The sequence below is a fragment of the Enterovibrio paralichthyis genome (assembly GCF_019209835.1).
Taxonomy (GTDB): Bacteria; Pseudomonadota; Gammaproteobacteria; order Enterobacterales; family Vibrionaceae; genus Enterovibrio; species Enterovibrio paralichthyis.
Genome location: NZ_JAHUTS010000014.1, coordinates 23,023 through 42,548, shown reverse-complemented (window position 1 = coordinate 42,548; position 19,526 = coordinate 23,023). Strand labels below are relative to the sequence as shown.

The 19,526-nt window shown below is 45.0% G+C and carries 14 protein-coding genes, 1 tRNA gene and 1 pseudogene; 9 read left to right on the top strand and 7 right to left on the bottom strand.

Translation table 11 applies throughout. The features are described from left to right. Nucleotides 1-124 precede the first annotated feature (124 nt). Genes glpC through glpA form a run of 4 tightly spaced genes read right to left on the bottom strand, consistent with a single transcriptional unit; the run spans nucleotide 125 to nucleotide 4,280 of the window. On the bottom strand, nucleotides 125-1,342 hold the full coding sequence (gene glpC, locus KU854_RS16015) for an anaerobic glycerol-3-phosphate dehydrogenase subunit GlpC (RefSeq protein WP_218359443.1): 1,218 nt from the start codon (nucleotides 1,340-1,342) through the stop codon (nucleotides 125-127). Then, on the bottom strand, nucleotides 1,339-2,439 hold the full coding sequence (gene glpB, locus KU854_RS16010; RefSeq protein ID WP_218359442.1) for a glycerol-3-phosphate dehydrogenase subunit GlpB: 1,101 nt from the start codon (nucleotides 2,437-2,439) through the stop codon (nucleotides 1,339-1,341). Before glpB ends, glpC begins: the two co-directional genes overlap by 4 nt. Further along, on the bottom strand, nucleotides 2,402-2,644 hold the full coding sequence (locus KU854_RS16005) for an FAD-binding protein (RefSeq protein WP_218359441.1): 243 nt from the start codon (nucleotides 2,642-2,644) through the stop codon (nucleotides 2,402-2,404). Before KU854_RS16005 ends, glpB begins: the two co-directional genes overlap by 38 nt. Continuing rightward, nucleotides 2,631-4,280, bottom strand: coding sequence for an anaerobic glycerol-3-phosphate dehydrogenase subunit A (glpA, locus tag KU854_RS16000; RefSeq protein ID WP_218359440.1), 1,650 nt, complete (start codon nucleotides 4,278-4,280; stop codon nucleotides 2,631-2,633). Before glpA ends, KU854_RS16005 begins: the two co-directional genes overlap by 14 nt. A 454-nt stretch (nucleotides 4,281-4,734) precedes the next feature. Here glpA and KU854_RS15995 point away from each other — a divergent pair, with 454 nt between their 5' ends. Both KU854_RS15995 and glpK read left to right on the top strand, forming a co-directional pair. Continuing rightward, nucleotides 4,735-5,583 (top strand): MIP/aquaporin family protein, encoded by an 849-nt coding sequence (locus KU854_RS15995; RefSeq protein ID WP_218359439.1) that lies wholly within the window; start codon nucleotides 4,735-4,737, stop codon nucleotides 5,581-5,583. A gap of 30 nt (nucleotides 5,584-5,613) precedes the next feature. Further along, nucleotides 5,614-7,122, top strand: coding sequence for a glycerol kinase GlpK (gene glpK, locus KU854_RS15990; protein WP_218359438.1), 1,509 nt, complete (start codon nucleotides 5,614-5,616; stop codon nucleotides 7,120-7,122). Nucleotides 7,123-7,568: 446 nt separating this feature from the next. Here the strand turns inward: glpK and KU854_RS15985 are convergent, their stop codons facing one another. Together KU854_RS15985 and KU854_RS15980 are read right to left on the bottom strand one after the other, a co-directional pair. Then, complete coding sequence (locus tag KU854_RS15985; RefSeq protein ID WP_218359437.1) at nucleotides 7,569-8,195, bottom strand: winged helix-turn-helix domain-containing protein; 627 nt, start codon at nucleotides 8,193-8,195, stop codon at nucleotides 7,569-7,571. Nucleotides 8,196-8,579: 384 nt separating this feature from the next. Then, nucleotides 8,580-8,655: transfer RNA gene (locus KU854_RS15980), tRNA-Val, on the bottom strand. A gap of 599 nt (nucleotides 8,656-9,254) precedes the next feature. Here KU854_RS15980 and KU854_RS15975 point away from each other — a divergent pair. The 7 genes and pseudogenes from KU854_RS15975 (at nucleotide 9,255) to KU854_RS15950 (ending at nucleotide 18,339) form a co-directional block, all read left to right on the top strand. Beyond that, the gene (locus tag KU854_RS15975; protein WP_218359436.1) at nucleotides 9,255-9,752 is read left to right on the top strand and encodes an opioid growth factor receptor-related protein; all 498 of its coding nucleotides are present in this window, start codon (nucleotides 9,255-9,257) and stop codon (nucleotides 9,750-9,752) included. Nucleotides 9,753-10,751: 999 nt separating this feature from the next. Then, complete coding sequence (locus tag KU854_RS15970) at nucleotides 10,752-11,678, top strand: hypothetical protein (RefSeq protein WP_218359435.1); 927 nt, start codon at nucleotides 10,752-10,754, stop codon at nucleotides 11,676-11,678. A gap of 377 nt (nucleotides 11,679-12,055) precedes the next feature. Then, a pseudogene (locus KU854_RS25205) lies at nucleotides 12,056-12,211 on the top strand (opioid growth factor receptor-related protein); the annotation flags it as partial. 22 nt (nucleotides 12,212-12,233) lie between these two features. After that, nucleotides 12,234-12,392 carry a cytochrome P450 gene (locus tag KU854_RS15965; protein WP_255555598.1) on the top strand — a complete coding sequence of 53 codons (159 nt, stop codon included), beginning with the start codon at nucleotides 12,234-12,236 and terminating at the stop codon, nucleotides 12,390-12,392. Nucleotides 12,393-12,462: 70 nt separating this feature from the next. Continuing rightward, nucleotides 12,463-14,043 (top strand): RNA-directed DNA polymerase, encoded by a 1,581-nt coding sequence (locus tag KU854_RS15960; protein ID WP_218359434.1) that lies wholly within the window; start codon nucleotides 12,463-12,465, stop codon nucleotides 14,041-14,043. 2 nt (nucleotides 14,044-14,045) lie between these two features. Beyond that, nucleotides 14,046-16,847, top strand: a complete 2,802-nt coding sequence (locus KU854_RS15955; RefSeq protein ID WP_218359433.1) for an ATP-dependent DNA helicase — start codon at nucleotides 14,046-14,048, stop codon at nucleotides 16,845-16,847. Nucleotides 16,848-16,884: 37 nt separating this feature from the next. Next, entirely contained in the window at nucleotides 16,885-18,339 is a 1,455-nt protein-coding gene (locus KU854_RS15950; RefSeq protein ID WP_218359432.1) for a DUF7017 domain-containing protein, read from the top strand. 321 nt (nucleotides 18,340-18,660) lie between these two features. Here the strand turns inward: KU854_RS15950 and KU854_RS15945 are convergent, their stop codons facing one another. Beyond that, nucleotides 18,661-19,509 carry a hypothetical protein gene (locus KU854_RS15945; RefSeq protein ID WP_218359431.1) on the bottom strand — a complete coding sequence of 283 codons (849 nt, stop codon included), beginning with the start codon at nucleotides 19,507-19,509 and terminating at the stop codon, nucleotides 18,661-18,663. Nucleotides 19,510-19,526 lie beyond the last annotated feature (17 nt).

The window sequence follows — 19,526 nt, the reverse complement described above, 5'->3', positions numbered from 1 at the left end:
ACTACTCCCCAAAACGGGAGAATAATAGTGCTTTCCACCTAATTTTGGAACAAGAATTTTGTGATTTTGGCGACTTGATAAGAAATGACCGGACTAAGCCGGCCTTTTCCAATACTTTAGCTGTTTAATCTGCCAGCGCTTTTGCTAACAGGGTGATGGGGTGAAGGGTCTCAAGCTGGGTATTTTCATCCAATTGCCACTTACAGGTCTCGCAGTCAGACACAATAAAATCAGCCTGTTGCGAACGGATTTGCTCAAACAGAGACTGTCCAATCTTCATCGACGTGTCGTAGTTTTCTGATTTGAACCCATAAGTGCCTGCGCTGCCACAGCATTGGCTATCCAACACAATCAATTCCAGATCAGGGATAAGTTTTAGCAGTTCTAAAGTGAAAATTACGTTGCCGCTTCGTTCAAGATGGCACGGCGTATGGTAAAGCACCCGCAATGGCGTCGATTTCAGCTTAAGTGTTTTGCCTTCCATGACCCGTTTGAGCAGGAACCGGCTAACGTAATAGATCTGGTCGGCTACCGCGCTGTTGTCGACATCGAGTACATGCGGGTATTCCTGTTTTAACGTAAATGCGCATGTCGAAGACGTTGAAAGTACGGGCATGGCTTGAGGTAATTGGCTTATCTCCCCGACATTAATTTCTGCGTTTTTCTTGGCTTTTTTGAAGAAGCCATTGGCAATTAATGGCACGCCACAGCATCGCTCTTTATCCAGCAATTGAACGCCTATATCCATGGCGTTGAGTACCTTAACCAGATCTTTGCCTTGCTGCGGGTTGTTGTAGTTCACATAACAACCGTGGAAGAAGCACGCTTGTTCGGCGTATTGTTTTTGGCTTTCTTCCTGTGAAGCAAACCATTTACGGAATGAAGTACGGCTGTATTTCGGCAGTGATTTGTGCTCATCAATGCCTACTGTGTGGTGCATCAGCTTTTTGACCGGCTTTATCGCAGTGAGTGTGTTGACCACAGGGGCGAGCGGGGCAGACAAAGAGCCGAAAAGATCGGTATGGCTGAGCACATAGTCACGCAGGCGTTTGGGGCTGACTGGTGCCTTTTCATGGTTTTTGCGCGCAACAGCAATGATGTCACCAATATTCACCCCTGAAGGGCACGCCGTTTCACAGCGCTTGCAGTTGGTACACATTTTCAGTGCGTCATCGTAATAGGTGGCGTCTTTTAGGCGGAGCCTTTCACCATCTGGCCCGCATTGTTTTGGGCCAGGATAGAGTGGGTTAGCTTTGGCAACAGGGCAATACACCGTACAAACGGTGCATTTCAGGCATTGTTCGAACCGGGTTTCATGCAATGTGTGTTGGGCTGTGTTCATACTGTTGCCTCTTGCGTTGTCTCTGTTGTTTCTTGTTGTTTTGTTGCGGCCGCAAATCCGGTTGCGATGGAAACGCCGCCACCTGAGCCTTCTTTTACCGGGTCAAATCCACCCAGCACACCCCCAATACAGCGAAGGTTGGAGACAGCTGCTCCTTGAATGGAGGGCTGGAGGTTGTCGTTGGTCACTACACCACTGCTGATGTAGGGATGGGCATCCAAAAACTTTGCGCTGTACCAGTTGTCGCGGTGGTTTGGTGCAGTGACATCCAGCCCAAACACAGGCTCGAAAATACGATCTGAAGTGGAGATCAAACCGCGGCTGAAGAAGCTGCCACTGGCAAGCACAAACTCTGATGCTTTGAGCAGGAAGTCACCCATTTTCTGGGTGTGAATGCCCGCGACACGCCAAACACCGTCTTGCGTTTCCATGTTTGCGCTAATTACGCTGTCGCCTTTCAGCAAGGTTCCACCTGCCTGGGTAAAGGCGCGGTGCAAGGCATCTGAAATACGGATGCCGAGCAGAGAAGGCGGCATGGTCGGCACTTCATGGAAGTTCAGCTGGGTTTCTTTCTGTAGACGGGCCATGTAATCCTGTCCGTCACCATTACCGAAGACACACGGCAAGATCACTAGATCGCGGGGCGTTGCGTAGCGGAGCAACTGGTCACGCAGTGCGTTATACAAAAGGGGATCACGTAGCGCCCTGGCATAATCTATTGCGCGTTTGGCGCGCATACCATCGCTTTGGTTGTCTGGCAATACGATGGAAACAGGTTTTACAGGAATACCTTTAAACTGTTCGAGTTGGGCGATGTTTTCGGCCGCCACGTCAGCCTGGAAATCACGGAAACCGTCGATGCCTGCAACGATGACGCGCTCGAACCCGTGGGGCGCATTGTCATCAAGTAATACGCTGAAAACCTGTGACATCCAGGTGGCTTTGAGCGTACCGAAAGGAGTGATACGCCAATGATTCTGAAACGCATCCAACTGGTGGAAATGGATCCCCTGCGCATGCATTAATTGACGGAACCATTCCAATGCTTCGCGGGTACTTTCAACGCCGACTTTTGCGGTAAGGGTGCGCTTTCGCAAGCTGGGCAATAGCCTCAAATGGGTAGCGGACAGGCGCTTGTGTTTTTGGGTCTTTTGCCAAAACATCGATGGAGCCGGAAGCAAAATGTAAACTTCCTTCGCCCTGGCTGATCAATGCGGTTTTGCGGCCACTCTGGGCACTTTTGATTGCAGCGCAGTAGCCCGCCAAGCCTCCGCCAATCACAATGGTGTCAAACGTCAGCATGGGTATTCTCCTGAGTATCGGTGTCTATGGTTGTTTTCTTTCCCGGCAGCTCGTCACCACCCATCAATGCTTCATAAATCCAATAGCTGTATTCGGATTCGCGCAGCGCATCACCCCACAAAATAGGTTTTGCGCCTTTCCAGCGTTCTTCGAGGAAATCGACCAGCAGATGAGCGGCATTGGCGTCGGAATATTTCTGGAACAGGCTGGCTGCGCGGTAGGCACACAGTTCACCCTGACAAGGACCCATACCAAGGCGGGTACGGCGACGTAAATCGACAAGGTTATGGACATCCAACGTCTGAATGGCGTAATTAATTTCGCCCGCCGTCACCATTTCACATTCACAAATGACGGTGTCACTGCCTTTCCCGTTATCAAGGAACGCAGCAGCTCGCTCACCATGGCGGTAAACCGCACTTTCATAAACCGGTTTGGCGAGGCTGGCTGTTTTCTTGGCTGCTTTTGGCGGCGTTGCTGCACCCGGCAACAAGCGGGTATGTGTGGAGCAAGGCGTGTTGTTTCCGAGCTTTTTGGCAACCAGATCGGTTGTCCATTCCGCCATCAATCGGCTGGTCATCAGCTTACCGCCAGTGATGGTGACGAAACCTTCAAGGCCATCGCGCTCCTGGTGATCCAATAAGACAATGCCGCGGCTGATATCGCGGCCACTGCCGTCATCATCAACTGCAACCAGAGGACGCACACCCGCGTAGGCACGCAATATACGGCTGTTTGCCATAATCGGGGCGAGCTTCGCACCTTCTTCCAGCAGAATATCGACCTCATCGCTGGTGACGTGCAAATCATTAATTTCGCAGTAATCAATATGTTTGGAAGTAGTGCCAATCAGGGAAATAGTGTCACCTGGCACCAGGATATCGGCGTCAGATGGTGGTCGACAGCGGTTTAGCACTACGTTGTTAATGCGGTAATCGAGGATCAGCAATGAGCCTTTGGCTGGGAACATTTTGATTTTTAAATCGGCGTATTCAGCGATGCCCTGTCCCCATATGCCTGCGGCGTTTACCACCTGATGGGCGTAAATTTCAAATGCCTGACGCTGACGGGTGTTATAGCAATGCACACCAATTACTCGGTCTTGCTCGCGGATCAAGCCAGTCACTCTGGTGTGGGTAAATACTTTCCCGCCCAGTTCTTTGGCATCCAGAATGTTTGCGGAGCAAAGACGGAATGGGTCGAGCGTGCCATCCGGTACACGCACTGCGCCGAGTAGGGAAGGGTTGGCGTTTGGTTCAATACGAAGCGCCTCTTCCCGTGTCAGACGCTGAGCATCGATGCCAGCTTTTTGGCAAGCATCAATAAATGTTGGCTGAAAGCTGATGTCATCTTCCGGCAGGGTCAGGTAAAGGCCATCGGTTTCTTCAACGCAGTGTCGAGCAATACGTTTAAGGATTTTGTTTTCCTTGATGCACTCTTTGGCGGAATGGCTGTCGGTGACGGCATAGCGGGCTCCGGAATGAAGCAAACCGTGGTTCCGTCCGGTAGTGCCAGAGGCGAGGTCATCCTGTTCCAGCAAAATTGCGTTGATTCCACGAAGCGCACAATCGCGCAGGATAGAAGTGCCTGTTGCACCCCCACCAATAATAACGACATCCGTCTCAAAGCGTGGCATGTCCAAATCCTCATATAACTGATGGTTTTATTGTGGCACCTCTGTTTTCGCTTTGATATGAATTCACTCACACAAATGCGCGAACGAACATTAAAAGTTGAGATAAAACGGATAAAAGATTTTTCTTGTTCAGGCGACGTAAATGCTAATTGAGTGCTATTTATCCAGTTTTAACGGCTGGTTAACGTGTAAACGACTTCCCTTTATTCTTTGTCGTCACGAAAATTACCTGTCTAATTTGGCATCAAAATTGCGCCAGATAACAAATTTTCGTTCATCCGTTTCAAAATTTGTGCTCGTTCGCTCAGTTGTGATTTTGTCCCGTAGTGGTTTGTCCAGTTCTGCGTATATTGAGTCTCACTGGTGAGAGAGGGGTGACCTTTGCCGCTTGAGGTGAGGCTTGTAGGCCGCAAAGGTGAATGCGCTTTTTAACCACACATAGTAGGAGGCCATCATGGCTAATAACCGGCAACATACGCTGCTGGGTCAGTGCATCGCAGAGTTTATCGGCACAGGGCTGCTCATCTTTTTCGGGGTGGGATGCGTCGCTGCATTAGTGCTAACCGGTGCGGAATTTACCCAATGGGAAGTGAGTATTGTTTGGGGCTTGGGGGTGGCGATTGCTATCTACTGCACCGCTGGCGTGTCGGGGGCCCACCTGAACCCGGCAGTGACTATCGCCCTGACCGCATTCCACGGTTTCGATAAGTCTAAAGTCGCGCCTTACATTTTGTCCCAAGTTATGGGTGCTTTCTCTGCGGCGGCTTTGGTGTATTTCCTCTATGGCCCTCTGTTTACCGACTACGAAGTCGCAAACGGTATTACACGTGGAAGTGTAGAAGGATTGGCAACAGCGGGGATTTTCTCTACGTATCCTCATGCATCTCTGTCGTTCTTTGGCGCAACCATGGTGGAATTCGCCATTACTGCCGTGCTGATGTTTGGCATTCTGGCGCTGGGTGATGAGAACAACGGTGCTCACCGCGGTGCGATGAACCCATTGCTGATTGGTATTTTGATTGCGGTGATCGGTGGCTCCCTTGGCCCACTGACCGGTTTTGCAATGAACCCTGCGCGTGACTTTGGCCCTAAATTCTTCGCCTTTATCGCGGGCTGGGACCATGCACTGACTGGCGCGAAAGACATTCCATATTTCATCGTGCCTATTCTTGGCCCAATCGCCGGTGCGTGTTTTGGTGCCTGGGTTTACCCGAAAGCCGTTGGCTTCTTCCTGCCAACCGTTGGTACGGGTTGCACCATTCCGAACCAATGTGATGATTCAACTGAAGCTGCTCAAATCTAAATAACGAATAAAAACAAAAGGTATAGAACAATGACAAATCAAAAATATATCGTCGCTCTGGACCAAGGCACTACCAGCTCCCGCGCAGTCGTTCTGGATCACAATGCCAATATCGTCAGCAGCTCACAGCGCGAGTTTACTCAGATTTATCCTGAAGCAGGTTGGGTAGAACATGACCCAATGGAAATCTACGCAACCCAGAGTTCAACCCTGGTAGAAGCACTGACTAAAGCGGGCATCCGTAGTGATGAAGTGGCCGCAATTGGTATTACTAACCAGCGTGAAACCACCATCGTCTGGAACAAAGAAACCGGCAAACCTGTATACAACGCGATTGTATGGCAGTGCCGCCGTACAGCGGAAATCTGTGAAGAACTGAAAGCCCGTGGTCTTGAAGAGTATGTGCGTGAAAACACTGGCGTTCTGCTTGACCCTTACTTCTCTGGCACCAAAGTAAAATGGATTCTGGATAATGTGGAAGGCGCACGTGAAGATGCGCAGGCCGGCAAACTGCTGTTCGGTACCGTGGATACCTGGCTGGTTTGGAAAATGACTCAAGGCCGCGTACACGTCACCGATTACACCAACGCATCACGCACCATGCTCTTTAATATCAACGACATGAAATGGGATGCCAAAATCCTTGATGAAATGGGTATTCCAGCCAGCATGATGCCGGAAGTGAAATGCTCATCCGAAGTGTACGGCCAAACTAACATTGGCGGTAAAGGCGGCACCCGTATTCCAATCGCCGGTATTGCTGGTGATCAGCAAGCAGCGTTGTTCGGTCAAATGTGTGTGGAAGCAGGTCAGGCGAAAAACACCTATGGTACAGGTTGCTTCCTGCTGATGAATACCGGCAAAGAAAAAGTGACTTCACGTAACGGCCTGTTGACGACACTGGCATGTGGCCCGAAAGGCGAACCGGCTTATGCACTGGAAGGCTCAGTGTTTATGGGCGGTGCATCAATTCAGTGGCTACGCGATGAAATGAAGTTGATTCAAGATGCTCGTGACTCTGAATACTTCGCGACGAAAGTGGATACATCCAACGGTGTATATGTGGTTCCGGCATTCACTGGCTTGGGCGCACCTTACTGGGATGCGTATGCACGTGGCACTATCGTTGGTTTAACCCGCGGTGCGAATGCGAACCATATTGTACGTGCAACACTGGAAAGTATTGCTTACCAAACCCGCGATGTACTGGATGCGATGCAGGCTGATTCTGGCATCGAACTGTGCGCGCTGCGTGTAGATGGCGGGGCAGTGCACAATAATTTCCTGATGCAGTTCCAGGCAGATTTGCTCAACACTGAAGTTCACCGCCCACAAGTGACAGAGGTGACAGCGCTGGGTGCAGCGTACTTGGCAGGCCTTGCGGTTGGTTTCTGGAATGGCATTGATGAGTTGCAGGGCAAAGCAGTCGTTGATCGTTCATTCACACCAGACGGCAACGAAGAGAAACGCAGCCAACGTTACAAAGGCTGGAAACGAGCAGTCAAATGCGCCCAGATTTGGGCGGAAATCGAAGAATAATCCAATAAAACACCCTACGTAAGCAAAAGCCCCGCTTGAAAGAGCGGGGCTTTTTTTAATAAAAACAGCGTAGTGAAACGTTCAACAATGTCATTTCAGAACGCCCGCTGAATACCAGGCTGCACTGATCATCAAGATAGTATGCTCGACTAAGTCTAATGATAGGGGATTTCTGATTCCCGACCGACAGGTACGTATTCTTGTTTGAATTGCTTGCATCGTAATCGTAACTATAATCAATCACTTGAATGCCCAACTCGTCAACGTCTAAATCGGAATAAGTTACTCGTGAAGTCAGTTGGTCGCCTTTAAGTTCAATATACGTTTCCCACTTGAACCCAATAGCTTCAACTTGCCCAAATGCTCTAACATAGGAAAGCGCTGGAACACAAATCAGGAAAATGTTGATTAAAACAAAACAAGCAACGATTTTGGTTTTAGCTGAATTAGCACTGAAGTAAGAGTTTATCTTTTGAATATACGCAGTCATGGTTATCAATCTTTAATTTAACGTTACCGTTTTCAGACTGTTCCATGTCAGGGTAGGGCTCAAGTTGATGTACGTTTATAAAATCAAATCGATTGTATAGCGCTTCGCCAGCATTCCAAAGGTTGTAAAGGGTAATACCCGTAAGCAAGACAATCAAAAAATACCAAGTGTGGTTATTCTTTTTTCTTTGATTGGATAGAGCACCGTCTTCCACAAGAGTAACAGACTCTTCCTTTTCTTTAGTTTCCAACGTCTTAAAGTTGAGTGAATAACCAACGCCAGGCTCGTTAACAAGAATGCTCTTATCTACATCCCCAATTGCTTGCCTTGTTCTTATGATTAGTTGAGGCAAACTTTCTGGAGAAGTGTGTTTTGAACCCCAAACGGACTCAATGATTTGGTCATTCTGAACGGTATCAGGGTAAGCGTCATAAAGGCACTTTAGTAGCTGATACTGCTTTGGTGTTAGAACGGTACTTTTTGACTCCGGGTTAGAGCCATCATTCTTACCGAGTGTTAACTGTCTCGAATTCACTTCCCATGTGAAATTCCCGATTACTATTTCTATATCTTTGATTGTCATAGGGAAAATTCTAGGCGTAGTTGGAAAAGAAAGGCGCGTAAAATACAGGGTTTTGAACTGAAAGTGAATAGTTGTAAGCAGTTATTTAAAGCAGAAACTGTAATGGAAAAGTGTAAAAGAGCGCAAAAACGTAAGGATAGCCTTGCACCCCAATTGTGGCTTTAGAACTGGACTCTAATAAGGCGTCACATGTTTAGTGCCGAAGCCGTCTGTGTCTTCGTTTCAGCCTGTAAGCCTGATAACCAGAGATATATGCGCGGAAAGTAAGGGGGAAAGTTATGGGTGATTTAGCTCTGAATACCGACAGGATGTTGGGTGTCATTGTGTCGGTTTGAATTTTCCGCTGAAAACAAAAAAGCCTGCTCGGAAGCAGGCTTTTTAATGTGGTGGGCGATACCGGGCTCGAACCAGTGACCCCCTCCTTGTAAGGGAGGTGCTCTCCCAACTGAGCTAATCGCCCGAATAAACGCTATTGGGATAGTGCGTTTATTGGAATTTGGTGGGTCTAGGCAGACTCGAACTGCCGACCCTTACCATGTCAAGGCATAACGTGTCTAAATGCTAAAAGTGACGATTCGAGGTTCTTCTCACTAAAAAAGTTAATATAACAGACGGATAGATTAACTATGCTTGGTTGCTCTAAGCGTTTTATGCATCGTTTAACGATCAGAATAATGCGATTGGGCCCAATCTGGTCCCAATAAACGCACTAAAACGAAAGTGTCAAAAGTGACCCCTATTTTATGCGCCACCTCACCTTGAAGTGTTACTTCACGCAAAAACAATGAAAAAGCAACCGGCCAAATAATTGTGCAGAATGAAACTTGTGCGAACAAGAGTAAAGGTTGATCTAACGCGCTAGTTGAAACATAACGCGCCTCTAAACTACCCATCAAATAGCTGTCAGATCGCAAGCTTAAAAACGCCAGAATAGCATTGGTTCGAGATAACCTATAAAGCGGAATTCGAGCAGGCTTACTGTGAGAATCAGTTAGCCGGTATTGAAGGCAACCCTCCAAAGATTCCTTTGATTCATCTACCTAGAAGAGGCAGCAGCCAGTGAGCAAGATTGCGTCATATATGAATGGTAACGAGCCAGATGTGTTCGGGCGCTTTATCTCTGAAATCCATAACTACAACCATTTTTGGTTAGAACACGACCACAAGTTTATTCAAGTGCTATTTCCCATCGATTATGGCCACAAGTTCAACAAACACGCTCTGCTTGTAGAGCAGGAAGACATTGATGCATTCATCGCGTCTGATGAATTGCGAAACGTTCATCTACGCTCGCTCGATTTGATGTTGGACTACTACGGTTTGGAACGTCGAGGCGAAGACATTGTTGTCAGGGATGAGCTTACCCCAAAAAGCCACGACTGGCTTAAGCCCAAAAATCATAACCAACTAAGAATTACACGCATCATTCGCAGTCTCCTCCTGCTTGGTAATAAGGCTGTGGCCCAGAATCTCCAACGGGTTTTTATTCGAGAAGCCAAGAGGATCGGAACGGTGAGTGATGACACGCTGGTGCACTGGGAAAATGCGACTGCATAAGTGATGAGTACTTGGCTTAACCTATTTGTATTGGATGTAAAACGTGAACGAACAAAAAGAATATAAAATTGAGCGGGCAAAAGGTGCGCTGCTTGGGCTTGCGGTGGGCGATGCACTTGCTACAACTGTCGTGGCCAACTGATTCTGGACAGCAAATTAGGTCGATTTTCTCCTTTCGCAGAAGTGTTGCCATCGTTATAACGGTTTGGGCTATTCTAGTTGCTTTGACATATCAGGCAACGATTGACCCCTTTGGTGCTTCAGTAAAAGATAGATGGATTTTTGACTATATCTAATCCAATTTAAAGCTTTTTAACAATCCTTTCATCGGTATATTGTCCAGCAATTACTGCGAACCATACTTTGGCCCATACTATAACGCCGCTAATATTCTTGTATGAGTAAAGCATCCTTTTGTTACGTTGACCTCACCAAACATGAATTTTATCAACAGGTTGTTGATGAGTGAGGTCAGGGCTCTCTTACTAAATCCGTGTCACTTGCTACATAAGCAAATATGCCAGAAATGCTAATTCAAACATACTTCTGAGGCTAATCGAGTTATGGCATGTATGAATGCCTTCCAACACCACTTTGATAAAAATTTAGAAGAAATATAAGCGGATTATAAGTCACTTTTCGATGAAGAAATTGTCGTTTTTCATCATTACTGTTAACGGTGATGGATTCTATCAAGCAAATTTGATAGGTGTGTAGCTTGATTTGGTGCTTGGTGATTTATAATTTGAATTACATGAAATATAAGTCGATTATAAATCTTGACCATAGTTATGATTAGCCGCTCCCTAAGGTATGAAGTGAATAGAAACTCTGATTGTAGTGAATCATTGGGAAAAGACTGTGTACCAAACATCTTTGCGAGTGTTCTTTTTTCTTCAATCAGACTGAATCTCATATAGAGTGAGTTCTCGTCTGGAAAAACTCAAAGAGCAATCATCACTGTCCCACAAGCGTTGGAATTTAAACTGAGAAATATAAATGAAAATGAAATTTGAATTAGCTGCCGCTATGATGATAGTAGCTTTACTAAGTGGTTGTACTGCATTTAATCACGGAGCTCAGCAAGGGGAGTTCGAGCGCAAAGGTTGGGTTTCTGTGAGTAGCTCAGAGGTTCGTGAGCGTATCGAAATTCACGGCGAGTTCAACCGCAAAGTCAACAATATGCTAGAACGCTACGGTATGCCAGATGCTTACGCAACGTTTAACGATTGGGAATTCTACGCATACTACGATCAGGGCATTGTGTACTCATCGAAAGATTTTGAGCATGATTTGCTCTCATCTGACCACTACAACAAGGTAAGACAGAATCTACCGGGGTGGGTAGTCGATGGTTTTGATGCTGTAAACAATGAAGTTCATTATGTAGTTAACAATCCTAATATCACATTCCGTTGGAGTACTGGGATAGTTGAACAAGCATCACTCGGTTCTAACAACAAGCTTATTTCATTCCGCCATCAAAAGTCTGGTGAGCTAATGGTACTAAAGCGTAGTGAGAGTTACGATCAGAATAGCTGTGCTGCATTTGAGTATAAGACAGGTATTTATCTTACTGTTTGTGCGGACAATACGGCATTTATGACGAATAATGGCTCAATTACTGATACTGCAACTATCACCACTAACATTAACCTAAATAAGGTCATCGGAATTGAGGAAGTTGTTGCTAGTCAAGTTAAGGGTGGCTCTGAAGATGGTGAAACAGCAGTCGAGGCATACGACCGTCTATACAAAGAGTGCATGGCCTCTGATGAAGTAAAAAGTGCATATCGCGTTGGTTATTACTCTAACCTTGATAAAGGCGAAACTGGTGCACAGAAAGCGGGTCACGCTGCTGAAGATGCATACAAAGCCGAGTGCAAGACAGATGCAATGAACAAAGTTCAGTTAACGAATATGTAGTCACTTCGGCAACAATAAGAAGGGGCCGAAAAGGTCCCATATTTTCGCTTTAGCCTATCTTTATGTGTTACCTCTCGCCGAAAAAAATCGAAAAAAATCGAAAAAAATGATTAAATGGTCGCGCTGGATGAAACTTGTGCGAACAAGAATAAAGGTTTATCTAACCCACTAGTTGAGACATAACGCAGTCTCTAAACTACCTATCAAATAGCTGTCAGATCGCAAGCTTAAAAACGCCATAGCAGCATCGGTTCGAGATAACCTATAAAGCGAAATTTGAGCAGGCTTGGTGTGAGAATCAGTGCCTATGTTGCCTGTATTAAAAGCAACCCTCCCAAAAATCCTCTGAATCATCTCCCTTTAAGAGGCAGCAACCAGTGAGCAAGATAGCGTCATATATGAACGGTAATGAGCCAGATGTGTTCGGGCGCTTTATCTCTGAGATTCATAACTACAACCACTTTTGGCTAGAGCACGACCACAAGTTTATTCAAGTGCTATTTCCCATCGATTATGGCCACAAGTTCAACAGATAATGTTGCTTTGGGTGATGCAGTGTCAGAGGTATTAATTGTTGGAATAGGCAACCATGTCGGTGAATCTGTAGCAAGTGAGGTTGCGAGTGAGGGACTTGCTGAACTTGTAGCCGATGTGGCTTTGCCAATTAGCCCTATTGGTATTATCGGTGCCTTGTTTGGATTCCCTTTTTTATAGTTAGCAAACTTTACGAATTATCGAAGATAGCTGCAACGAAGAACGTTTTTGAGATTTAAATATAATGTTAATGCAACAACTCGCAAGTGAAGAAAATATCACTCGAGCGATTATAAACGCGGCTAATGAACGTCGTAATAGTGAACACGCAATGTTTCAGTCAGAGATGCCTAGTTCAGAAGAGGCCTACCATGCTCTCATTGGCGAGTTGAAATTCGAATTACAAGGTGAATGCGCATACCAGCCACGTTATGGTTATTACTATGCTTTGCCTAAGTCGTCACTGGTTGATCGCTATGTTGTGTGCCTTCCATTTAAAGAGCTGGTGATTCACTACTGCTTTGTGCAGGTAATTGCTGATGTGCTTGATCCTCAATTGAGCAAACACTGTTTTGCCAATCGATTAGAGAGAAAGGAAAATACAGGTCGACTCGCAGAGTCATTTGCTGAGGTTTCATGGCCAAACTACTGTGAATGGCAAGACCAATCGGCAAATGATTGTAGTTGTATGCTGGTTACTGATTTATCGAGTTTTTTTGATAACATCGATCGAGACCTTTTATTGACGTCAATAGCTAGAAAAATGGCAACGAGTGTTACTTCTCCGTTTTTCTCCTATTTTGAAGCAGTACTCTCACAACCAGTGTTCCTCTTTAGAAAAAATGGTGAAGATAAACTGATAACGCGCCCACGCGGGATTATGACTGGTCCATGTTGTAGTCCATTATTGGCAAATTACTACTTGATGGATATGGACTCACGTCTGAATGCGATTGAAGGGGTAGAGTATGGACGCTATGTCGATGACATCCGATTATTTGGCAATTGTAAACAAAAGCTCATAGAAGTATTTAAGAAGCTACAGGTAGAATTACATGCGTTAGGCCTAAGCATTAATTCAAGTAAAACAAAAACTTATAACAGTAACACTGAGATTGTTGAGCTGATCAAGCAAGAAGTAGTTCTGGGTTGTGACTATAATGGCAATGAAGAAATCGAAACAATTAAGGACGAAATTTCGTTATTAGGTGATAAATTGACCCTTGATCTTCCCTTTGAACAGCGTGTTGTTGAGTTTGACTATAAGATTGGTATTAATGATCACTCTTCTGCTAAACAGTTTTGCTTTTTCTTATCTGAACATAACGTTGAAGACTGGGAAGAGCGTGATGTTTCATTACTAATTCTTATCTTTAAATGTTATCCATCAGCGATAAAGCATGCTGCTTGGTTGATGGTCCAGGCTATGCGCAAAGGAGATGGAAATGTCTTCAGCATGGCATTCCATTTTGTTACACGAGACCTTCTCGTGAATGAAAATATTCATGATTATGGAAAAGCAAGAGTCCTTCACCATTTTATCAAGACAAGAAAGCGTACTGAGCCTTATTTATATTCCATTGATGGGTTGATCGAAAATGAAGCGTTTATGACAGGTGTCAGAGATGCAATAAAATACACTTCGAGCACGTTGCTACGTATTTATGCATTAGAAGTGTTTTATATATTGGTCAACAAAAAAGCGAGTATGACAGTGAGTGAATTTGCAAGTGCTTGTGTTAATGCAGGTCTAAGACTGAATCAGATTGAATCTAAAGCGATCTTGCAGTTGAGCGAAATCGAGTTAGCTGAAACTACAGTAGTGGAGTAAAAATGGTTGTCTCAAACTTCTCATTCTTACAACAAGATTATGCTAAGCTCGCCGAATTAGGTAAGCAAGCCGAGTCCTACCTATTTAATGATCCACAAACTACAGCATTTAAGCTTAGAGCATTCTCTGAGCTGCTGGTGGAATACATCTGTAGTCATTTAGATATTGAGCTTGATGCAAGATCGAGCCAACTTGATCGGCTGAAAGATTGGAAGCTTAGGCAAGCCGTTCCAGCAGATATTCTGGGTAAGCTACATGGTGTGCGTAAACTGGGGAACAAAGCGGTTCATAATGAGATAGATATCTCTGTGTATGATGCAACCTGGTTGATCGAAGAGAGTTATATTATTGGTCGTTGGTTTATCCAAACCATGCAATCTCAATATGTGTTTGTGCCTGAGTTCCAAACACCAGCTTGGCAAGAGCCGCCTGCGACTTTACTTAAAAAAGATAACCAAAAGCTCCTACAAGAGATAGAAAGCAGAGCGAAAGCCATTCAACAAACACAAGCCGAACTGGATGCAATTAAAGTTGAATTGCATAAGGCTAAAACTGCCCAGCTATCGTCTGAAGCGCAAGCAGAGAAACTGAGAGCATTTAAGCAAGCAAGTGTTGAAGCGGCGAGTAGCTTTGACTTAAAGATGAAAGAGACCCGTAAACGTGTCTCTATCTTCGATAGCTTTGAAAATGTCGAGCTGACGAAAGGCCAGCGTATTGCACTAGAGCAAATGCAAACATTTTTGGGATCGAATCAGCTTGATAGCTTTATTCTTCATGGTTATGCAGGTACAGGTAAAACATTCATTACCAAGGGGCTGGTTGAGTATCTGACAGCGTATGGCCGAAACTGTGTGTTACTAGCACCAACAGGTAAAGCGGCCAAAGTGATCTCAGAAAAAACGGGGGCAAGTGCTTCTACTATTCATAGTGCCATCTATAGCTTTAAAGATGCTAAATTGCTGTCTGAAGACGAGATGGCAGTACCACTAGCTCAACTCAAACGCAACTTTGATAGTGACGAGACCGTATATATTGTCGATGAAGCCTCAATGCTATCGAATGCATTTACGCAATCAGACTCGATTCAGTTTGGATCAGGCTGTTTACTTGATGACTTCATCAAGTACACCAAGGATTCCCTAGAAAAAGCAGAACCAACCTCATCGAGAAAGGTCATCTTTATTGGTGATCATGCTCAACTTCCTCCTGTCTCCATGAGCTTTTCGCCAGCGCTAAAAGCGCAGTATTTAAATGATAAATATGATCTTAGAGTCTCGGAAGTACACCTAAACGAAGTCGTGCGACAAAAAGCAGGTAGTGGCGTCATGGATAATGCTGTCATGCTGCGCTCATCAATCGATGAAGAGGTGTTTAACCAACTCAACTTTGATACCGAAAAGCCGGATATTGAGTCGATTTCGGCAGATAGCGTTGTTGATCAATATATGGCGTTGTGTCATTCAACCATTGCACAAACCAAAGAGGTTATGTTGGTTGCGTCTTCAAACTCGCAAGTAAAGGTTTACAACGACCTTTGTCGTCAGCATTTCTTCCCTAATCAACACGAGTTGTGTCCACGAGACAAAGTGATTTCGGTTGCCAACCACTATCGGGAAGATATTACCGTGACTAACGGTGAGTTTGGAATGGTGAGGCAAGTCCTATCTGCGCCAGAGAAGAAGAGCGTCTACTTTAAGAAAAAAGTGGATGGGAAAACAGAATCGGTCAATGTGGATTTGTACTTTCGCGATGTTGAATTGGTATTTCGAGATGAGGTGCTACAGCCGAAAGTGATAAAAGCAAAACTTCTAGAAAATTTGCTATATAACTCAGAGCCATCGCTCACACCTGATGAGAATAGAGCACTTAGTATTGAATTTATGCAGCGTCATAGAGGCCTGAACCGTGATGAGCTAGAAGTTCGTCGTAAAAAAGATCCCTATTTAAATGCGTTTAAGCTCAAATTTGGTTATGCGATCACCTGTCATAAAGCTCAGGGCAGCGAATGGCAGCATGTCATTGTTAAGTGTTCATCGCACCTAAAAACATTGACCAAAGAGTACTTTCGTTGGCTCTATACGGCAATCACTCGTACCTCTTCAAAGTTGTATGTGATTGATGAGCCAAAAATCAGTTTGGGTGGCAATACTCAGATCGTTGGTGGCCAAGGTTTGGTGTTTGAGCAATCAGCAACGAAAGTTTCCGTAGTTAACTCGGTAAGCCCTGAGCAAGCGCATCAGTTTGGCATTAGTGATAACCAGCCAACATTAAAAGATCTGCTGAGAAAAGTGCAAGCTTGCCTTCAAGGCTCAGGGATCGAAGTATGCGACATTCACCACTACCAATACCAAGAGTTATACCGTTTTAAGCACGCCGACGCAGTAGCAGAGGTTCAGTTTCACTATAATGGCAAGAACAAGGTTTCATCGTTTAATGTCCGTGAAACAGGTTTGCTTCAAACGTTGCTGCAACAACTATTGGCAGAGATTAAAGGCGTTACTTTATCAACCATCAAGTCTGAGGTTTCTGAGGTTATAGAAGAGCAGTATAGCTTTGCTGAACCCTTTTTGGGGCAGTTTCACTGTCGCATTAATGAGGTGTTTTCTCGCCACGAGATTAAGGTGTCTAACTTAGATCAAATCGCTTGGGCACAACGATACACACTAACAAAAAATGGTGATACGGCGGTCATTGATTTTTTCTATAACGGAAAGAAACAGTTTACTAAGGTATACCCGAAACAAGATTTAAGCAGTTCTCCCCATCTGCTGGCTGAGTCTTTGCAGATCTGGAGTAATTCGTGAAGCGCTGGAATTAGCTAGGCTTTCACAGGAAATAAAAATGACAGAACAAACATTTCGTACCGTAACTAACCTACGTAAATCTGGCCAACTCCAAGAGGCGTGGAATGTTGGCTTTACTGCATTAGAACACTCCCCGCAAGATACATATCTCAAAGGTGCGTTATTTTGGGTGTGTTATGAATTTATCAAGCAGCAACAAGAACGAATTTCGAAACGCGCTGCTTCATCGAATAATTTTCGACCTAGCGACTTTGAATTTGAGCGTATAGAAAACTTGCTTCAAACCATCGTGAGTCTTGATATTCCAACAGGCGGGTTGGAATACAAGATGCTGTTGGTTCAATTTAAAAAGAACCTCGAATGGTTCCCAAGCTTGGTCAACTTGGTACTGCGTCACCAAGGCGCGTTGTTTGATGATGACAGCAAAAAGCCTTTTCAAGCTGAGAAAGGTGAAGTACCTAGCTTGATGCTATCGACGGCACGTCAAGTTGCCAGTGCTTGGTTACGCGCTCGTGAGTTTTGGCAACTCGACCTTAATCAGGTATTGGGGTTTATCAATCAAACGCGTCAGCAAGTGGCAGATACGAAACACTTGATTTGGCTCGACTACGATCAATCAAAGTGTTTGATTGTGTCCGATCAATATGAACAAGCTCGCGAGTTACTGCTGCCAATCCTGCGGAAAAAACAGAAAGAAGCATGGGCTTGGGGGGCATTGGCTGCTACCTACCAAAAGCAAGACCGTAGCTTGGCACTGAAGTTTTTCGCAAAGGGAATCGTCTCTGCTCATGATGTTACATTCAGTTTAAAGCTGTTTCATGGTGCGATACCGCTGTTGCTGGCTAATCAGCAACTTACAGAAGCATCAATGTGCTTAAAGACAGCATTGCAGGTCTACCAAAGTAATGGTTGGAAAGTAAAGCCAGAGCTAGAGCAGTTGATGAATCAACCATGGTACGACGCCAGTGTCGATGAAAATGAACTGAAGGCGTTTTTAAAGTCACTTTGTCGAGATGCTACCGAATATCTTCATGGCCCGACCGAGAAAGTCATTGGCGTTATCGAGAACATTCACAAGTCGGAGAAAGGCTTTCAAGTTTTTGTGAATAAATCCACCACATGGTCTGTCCGCATGGGCATACACAAAAGCAATCTGAAACCTCAAGCGGGTGACTATGTTGAGCTGGCACTGTCTATGAATGGTACTGAGAAAAAGGTGGTTGCGTCAGTTCCGAGTCAATCTGTTGAACTAGCGGATATTGGCATCATTGACGGCGAGCTTCGCATTGCTCCGAAAGGCTTTGGATTCGTAGATGACACGTTTGTTCCGCCTTTTTTGATTGGTGATATAGCTAATGAATCACGAGTAACGGTGTTGCGTATTATGGCGTGGGATAAAACGAAAGCTCGTCACAACTGGAAAGCAATCAAACTTGAACAAGTTAAAGTTACATCAACAACATTGCCTGATTTTGATGATATCCCGTTTTGAGAATTACTTGAGAAGCACGTATTGAATAAATAGATTTCCTAGCCTTGATTGATTTACCAATCAAGGTTTGGTCGCAGCCAATCAATCGAAACGTTCGAGGAAGTGTGTGCAAAATTCCCTGGGTTCCTATTACTGAGTACAGCGATGAATGGCGCAGCCTAAAAAACTTGAGCTCAAAGTAGTGTTGCGAGCAATCGATAACGTCTTACCTTGGGGTTTAACTAACCGTTCTATCCTCACGTTTTGGCTGCTACCTCAGTATTTCTGGAAGGGTTACAATGTTGTGTGGTTTGCAGTTGAAGTTTAGATCTCGGGCAAGCCTCAGAACGGAAAGTCCTCGTCAAATAAGTCAACAGGTGGCTTATTGTATTGCGTTTTGTTTGGGGCTTTGGGCTTCTTTGCTTCCGAACAAAACCAGGAGCTCACGATGTTATCCATAATGCTTTTGTCATCATCAACGCCACAGAAATGATCGAAGTGAATCATTTGATCGAGTTCAACAGCGAATAGCGTTGGAATACTCATCGCAAGGACGTGATATTTGTTGCCGCCCACCGTATTGGGTTGAGCAGGAGTCATAGAAATCGGCCAGGGTTGTCTGCAACTTTGCATAGCGATGAATAGCTTACCAGCCATAGATTCAAAGGTTGTTTTCTGCTCGAATGTGAAAGCAATCATTCTACGGTTTTTATTGTTGTTATCTGCTAGCAAGTAGAGCTTTTCAGATGCTTCAGCTATTGCTCCTATGACTTGGTTTAAGCGCTGCTTAGGCCAGTCGTCAATGTGGTCTGGGTGCTTTTTATTTTGATATTGAACTTGGGTGAGTTCACCATTCACTATGGTAACGAGCTTATTCTTAGCGTAGCTACGTCCCCAGCCACCATGAAAATACTCACCTGGATCTGATTCTGGAATGACGAGCGTGCCGCAGTACCAATCAGCAAAGACTGGAGTGGTAACAATATACTTGCCATCAACACTATTCAGATAGAGCCTGCGATTTGCAATCTCCCAGGTTCCCACATAGCCGCGCCAGCATAATGAAGATATAGACTCTTCTTGACTTGTGTTGTGTCGAATGAGTGGATGATTATCAGGAATAATGGGCGTGCAATGGAGTTTAAGCTTTTTACCATTATAAATAAGTACTTCAGATATTTGAGCTGTCATTGTAGTTGCCTTTGAGC

What these genes read in the sequence shown, in the direction of transcription:
- glpC (WP_218359443.1), bottom strand. Translation starts at nt 1,342, where the DNA reads ATGAACACAGCCCAACACACATTGCATGAAACCCGGTTCGAACAATGC.
- KU854_RS16005 (WP_218359441.1), bottom strand. Translation starts at nt 2,644, where the DNA reads ATGCTGACGTTTGACACCATTGTGATTGGCGGAGGCTTGGCGGGCTAC.
- glpA (WP_218359440.1), bottom strand. Translation starts at nt 4,280, where the DNA reads ATGCCACGCTTTGAGACGGATGTCGTTATTATTGGTGGGGGTGCAACA.
- KU854_RS15995 (WP_218359439.1), top strand. Translation starts at nt 4,735, where the DNA reads ATGGCTAATAACCGGCAACATACGCTGCTGGGTCAGTGCATCGCAGAG.
- glpK (WP_218359438.1), top strand. Translation starts at nt 5,614, where the DNA reads ATGACAAATCAAAAATATATCGTCGCTCTGGACCAAGGCACTACCAGC.
- KU854_RS15985 (WP_218359437.1), bottom strand. Translation starts at nt 8,195, where the DNA reads ATGACAATCAAAGATATAGAAATAGTAATCGGGAATTTCACATGGGAA.
- KU854_RS15970 (WP_218359435.1), top strand. Translation starts at nt 10,752, where the DNA reads ATGAAAATGAAATTTGAATTAGCTGCCGCTATGATGATAGTAGCTTTA.
- KU854_RS15960 (WP_218359434.1), top strand. Translation starts at nt 12,463, where the DNA reads ATGCAACAACTCGCAAGTGAAGAAAATATCACTCGAGCGATTATAAAC.
- KU854_RS15955 (WP_218359433.1), top strand. Translation starts at nt 14,046, where the DNA reads ATGGTTGTCTCAAACTTCTCATTCTTACAACAAGATTATGCTAAGCTC.
- KU854_RS15950 (WP_218359432.1), top strand. Translation starts at nt 16,885, where the DNA reads ATGACAGAACAAACATTTCGTACCGTAACTAACCTACGTAAATCTGGC.
- KU854_RS15945 (WP_218359431.1), bottom strand. Translation starts at nt 19,509, where the DNA reads ATGACAGCTCAAATATCTGAAGTACTTATTTATAATGGTAAAAAGCTT.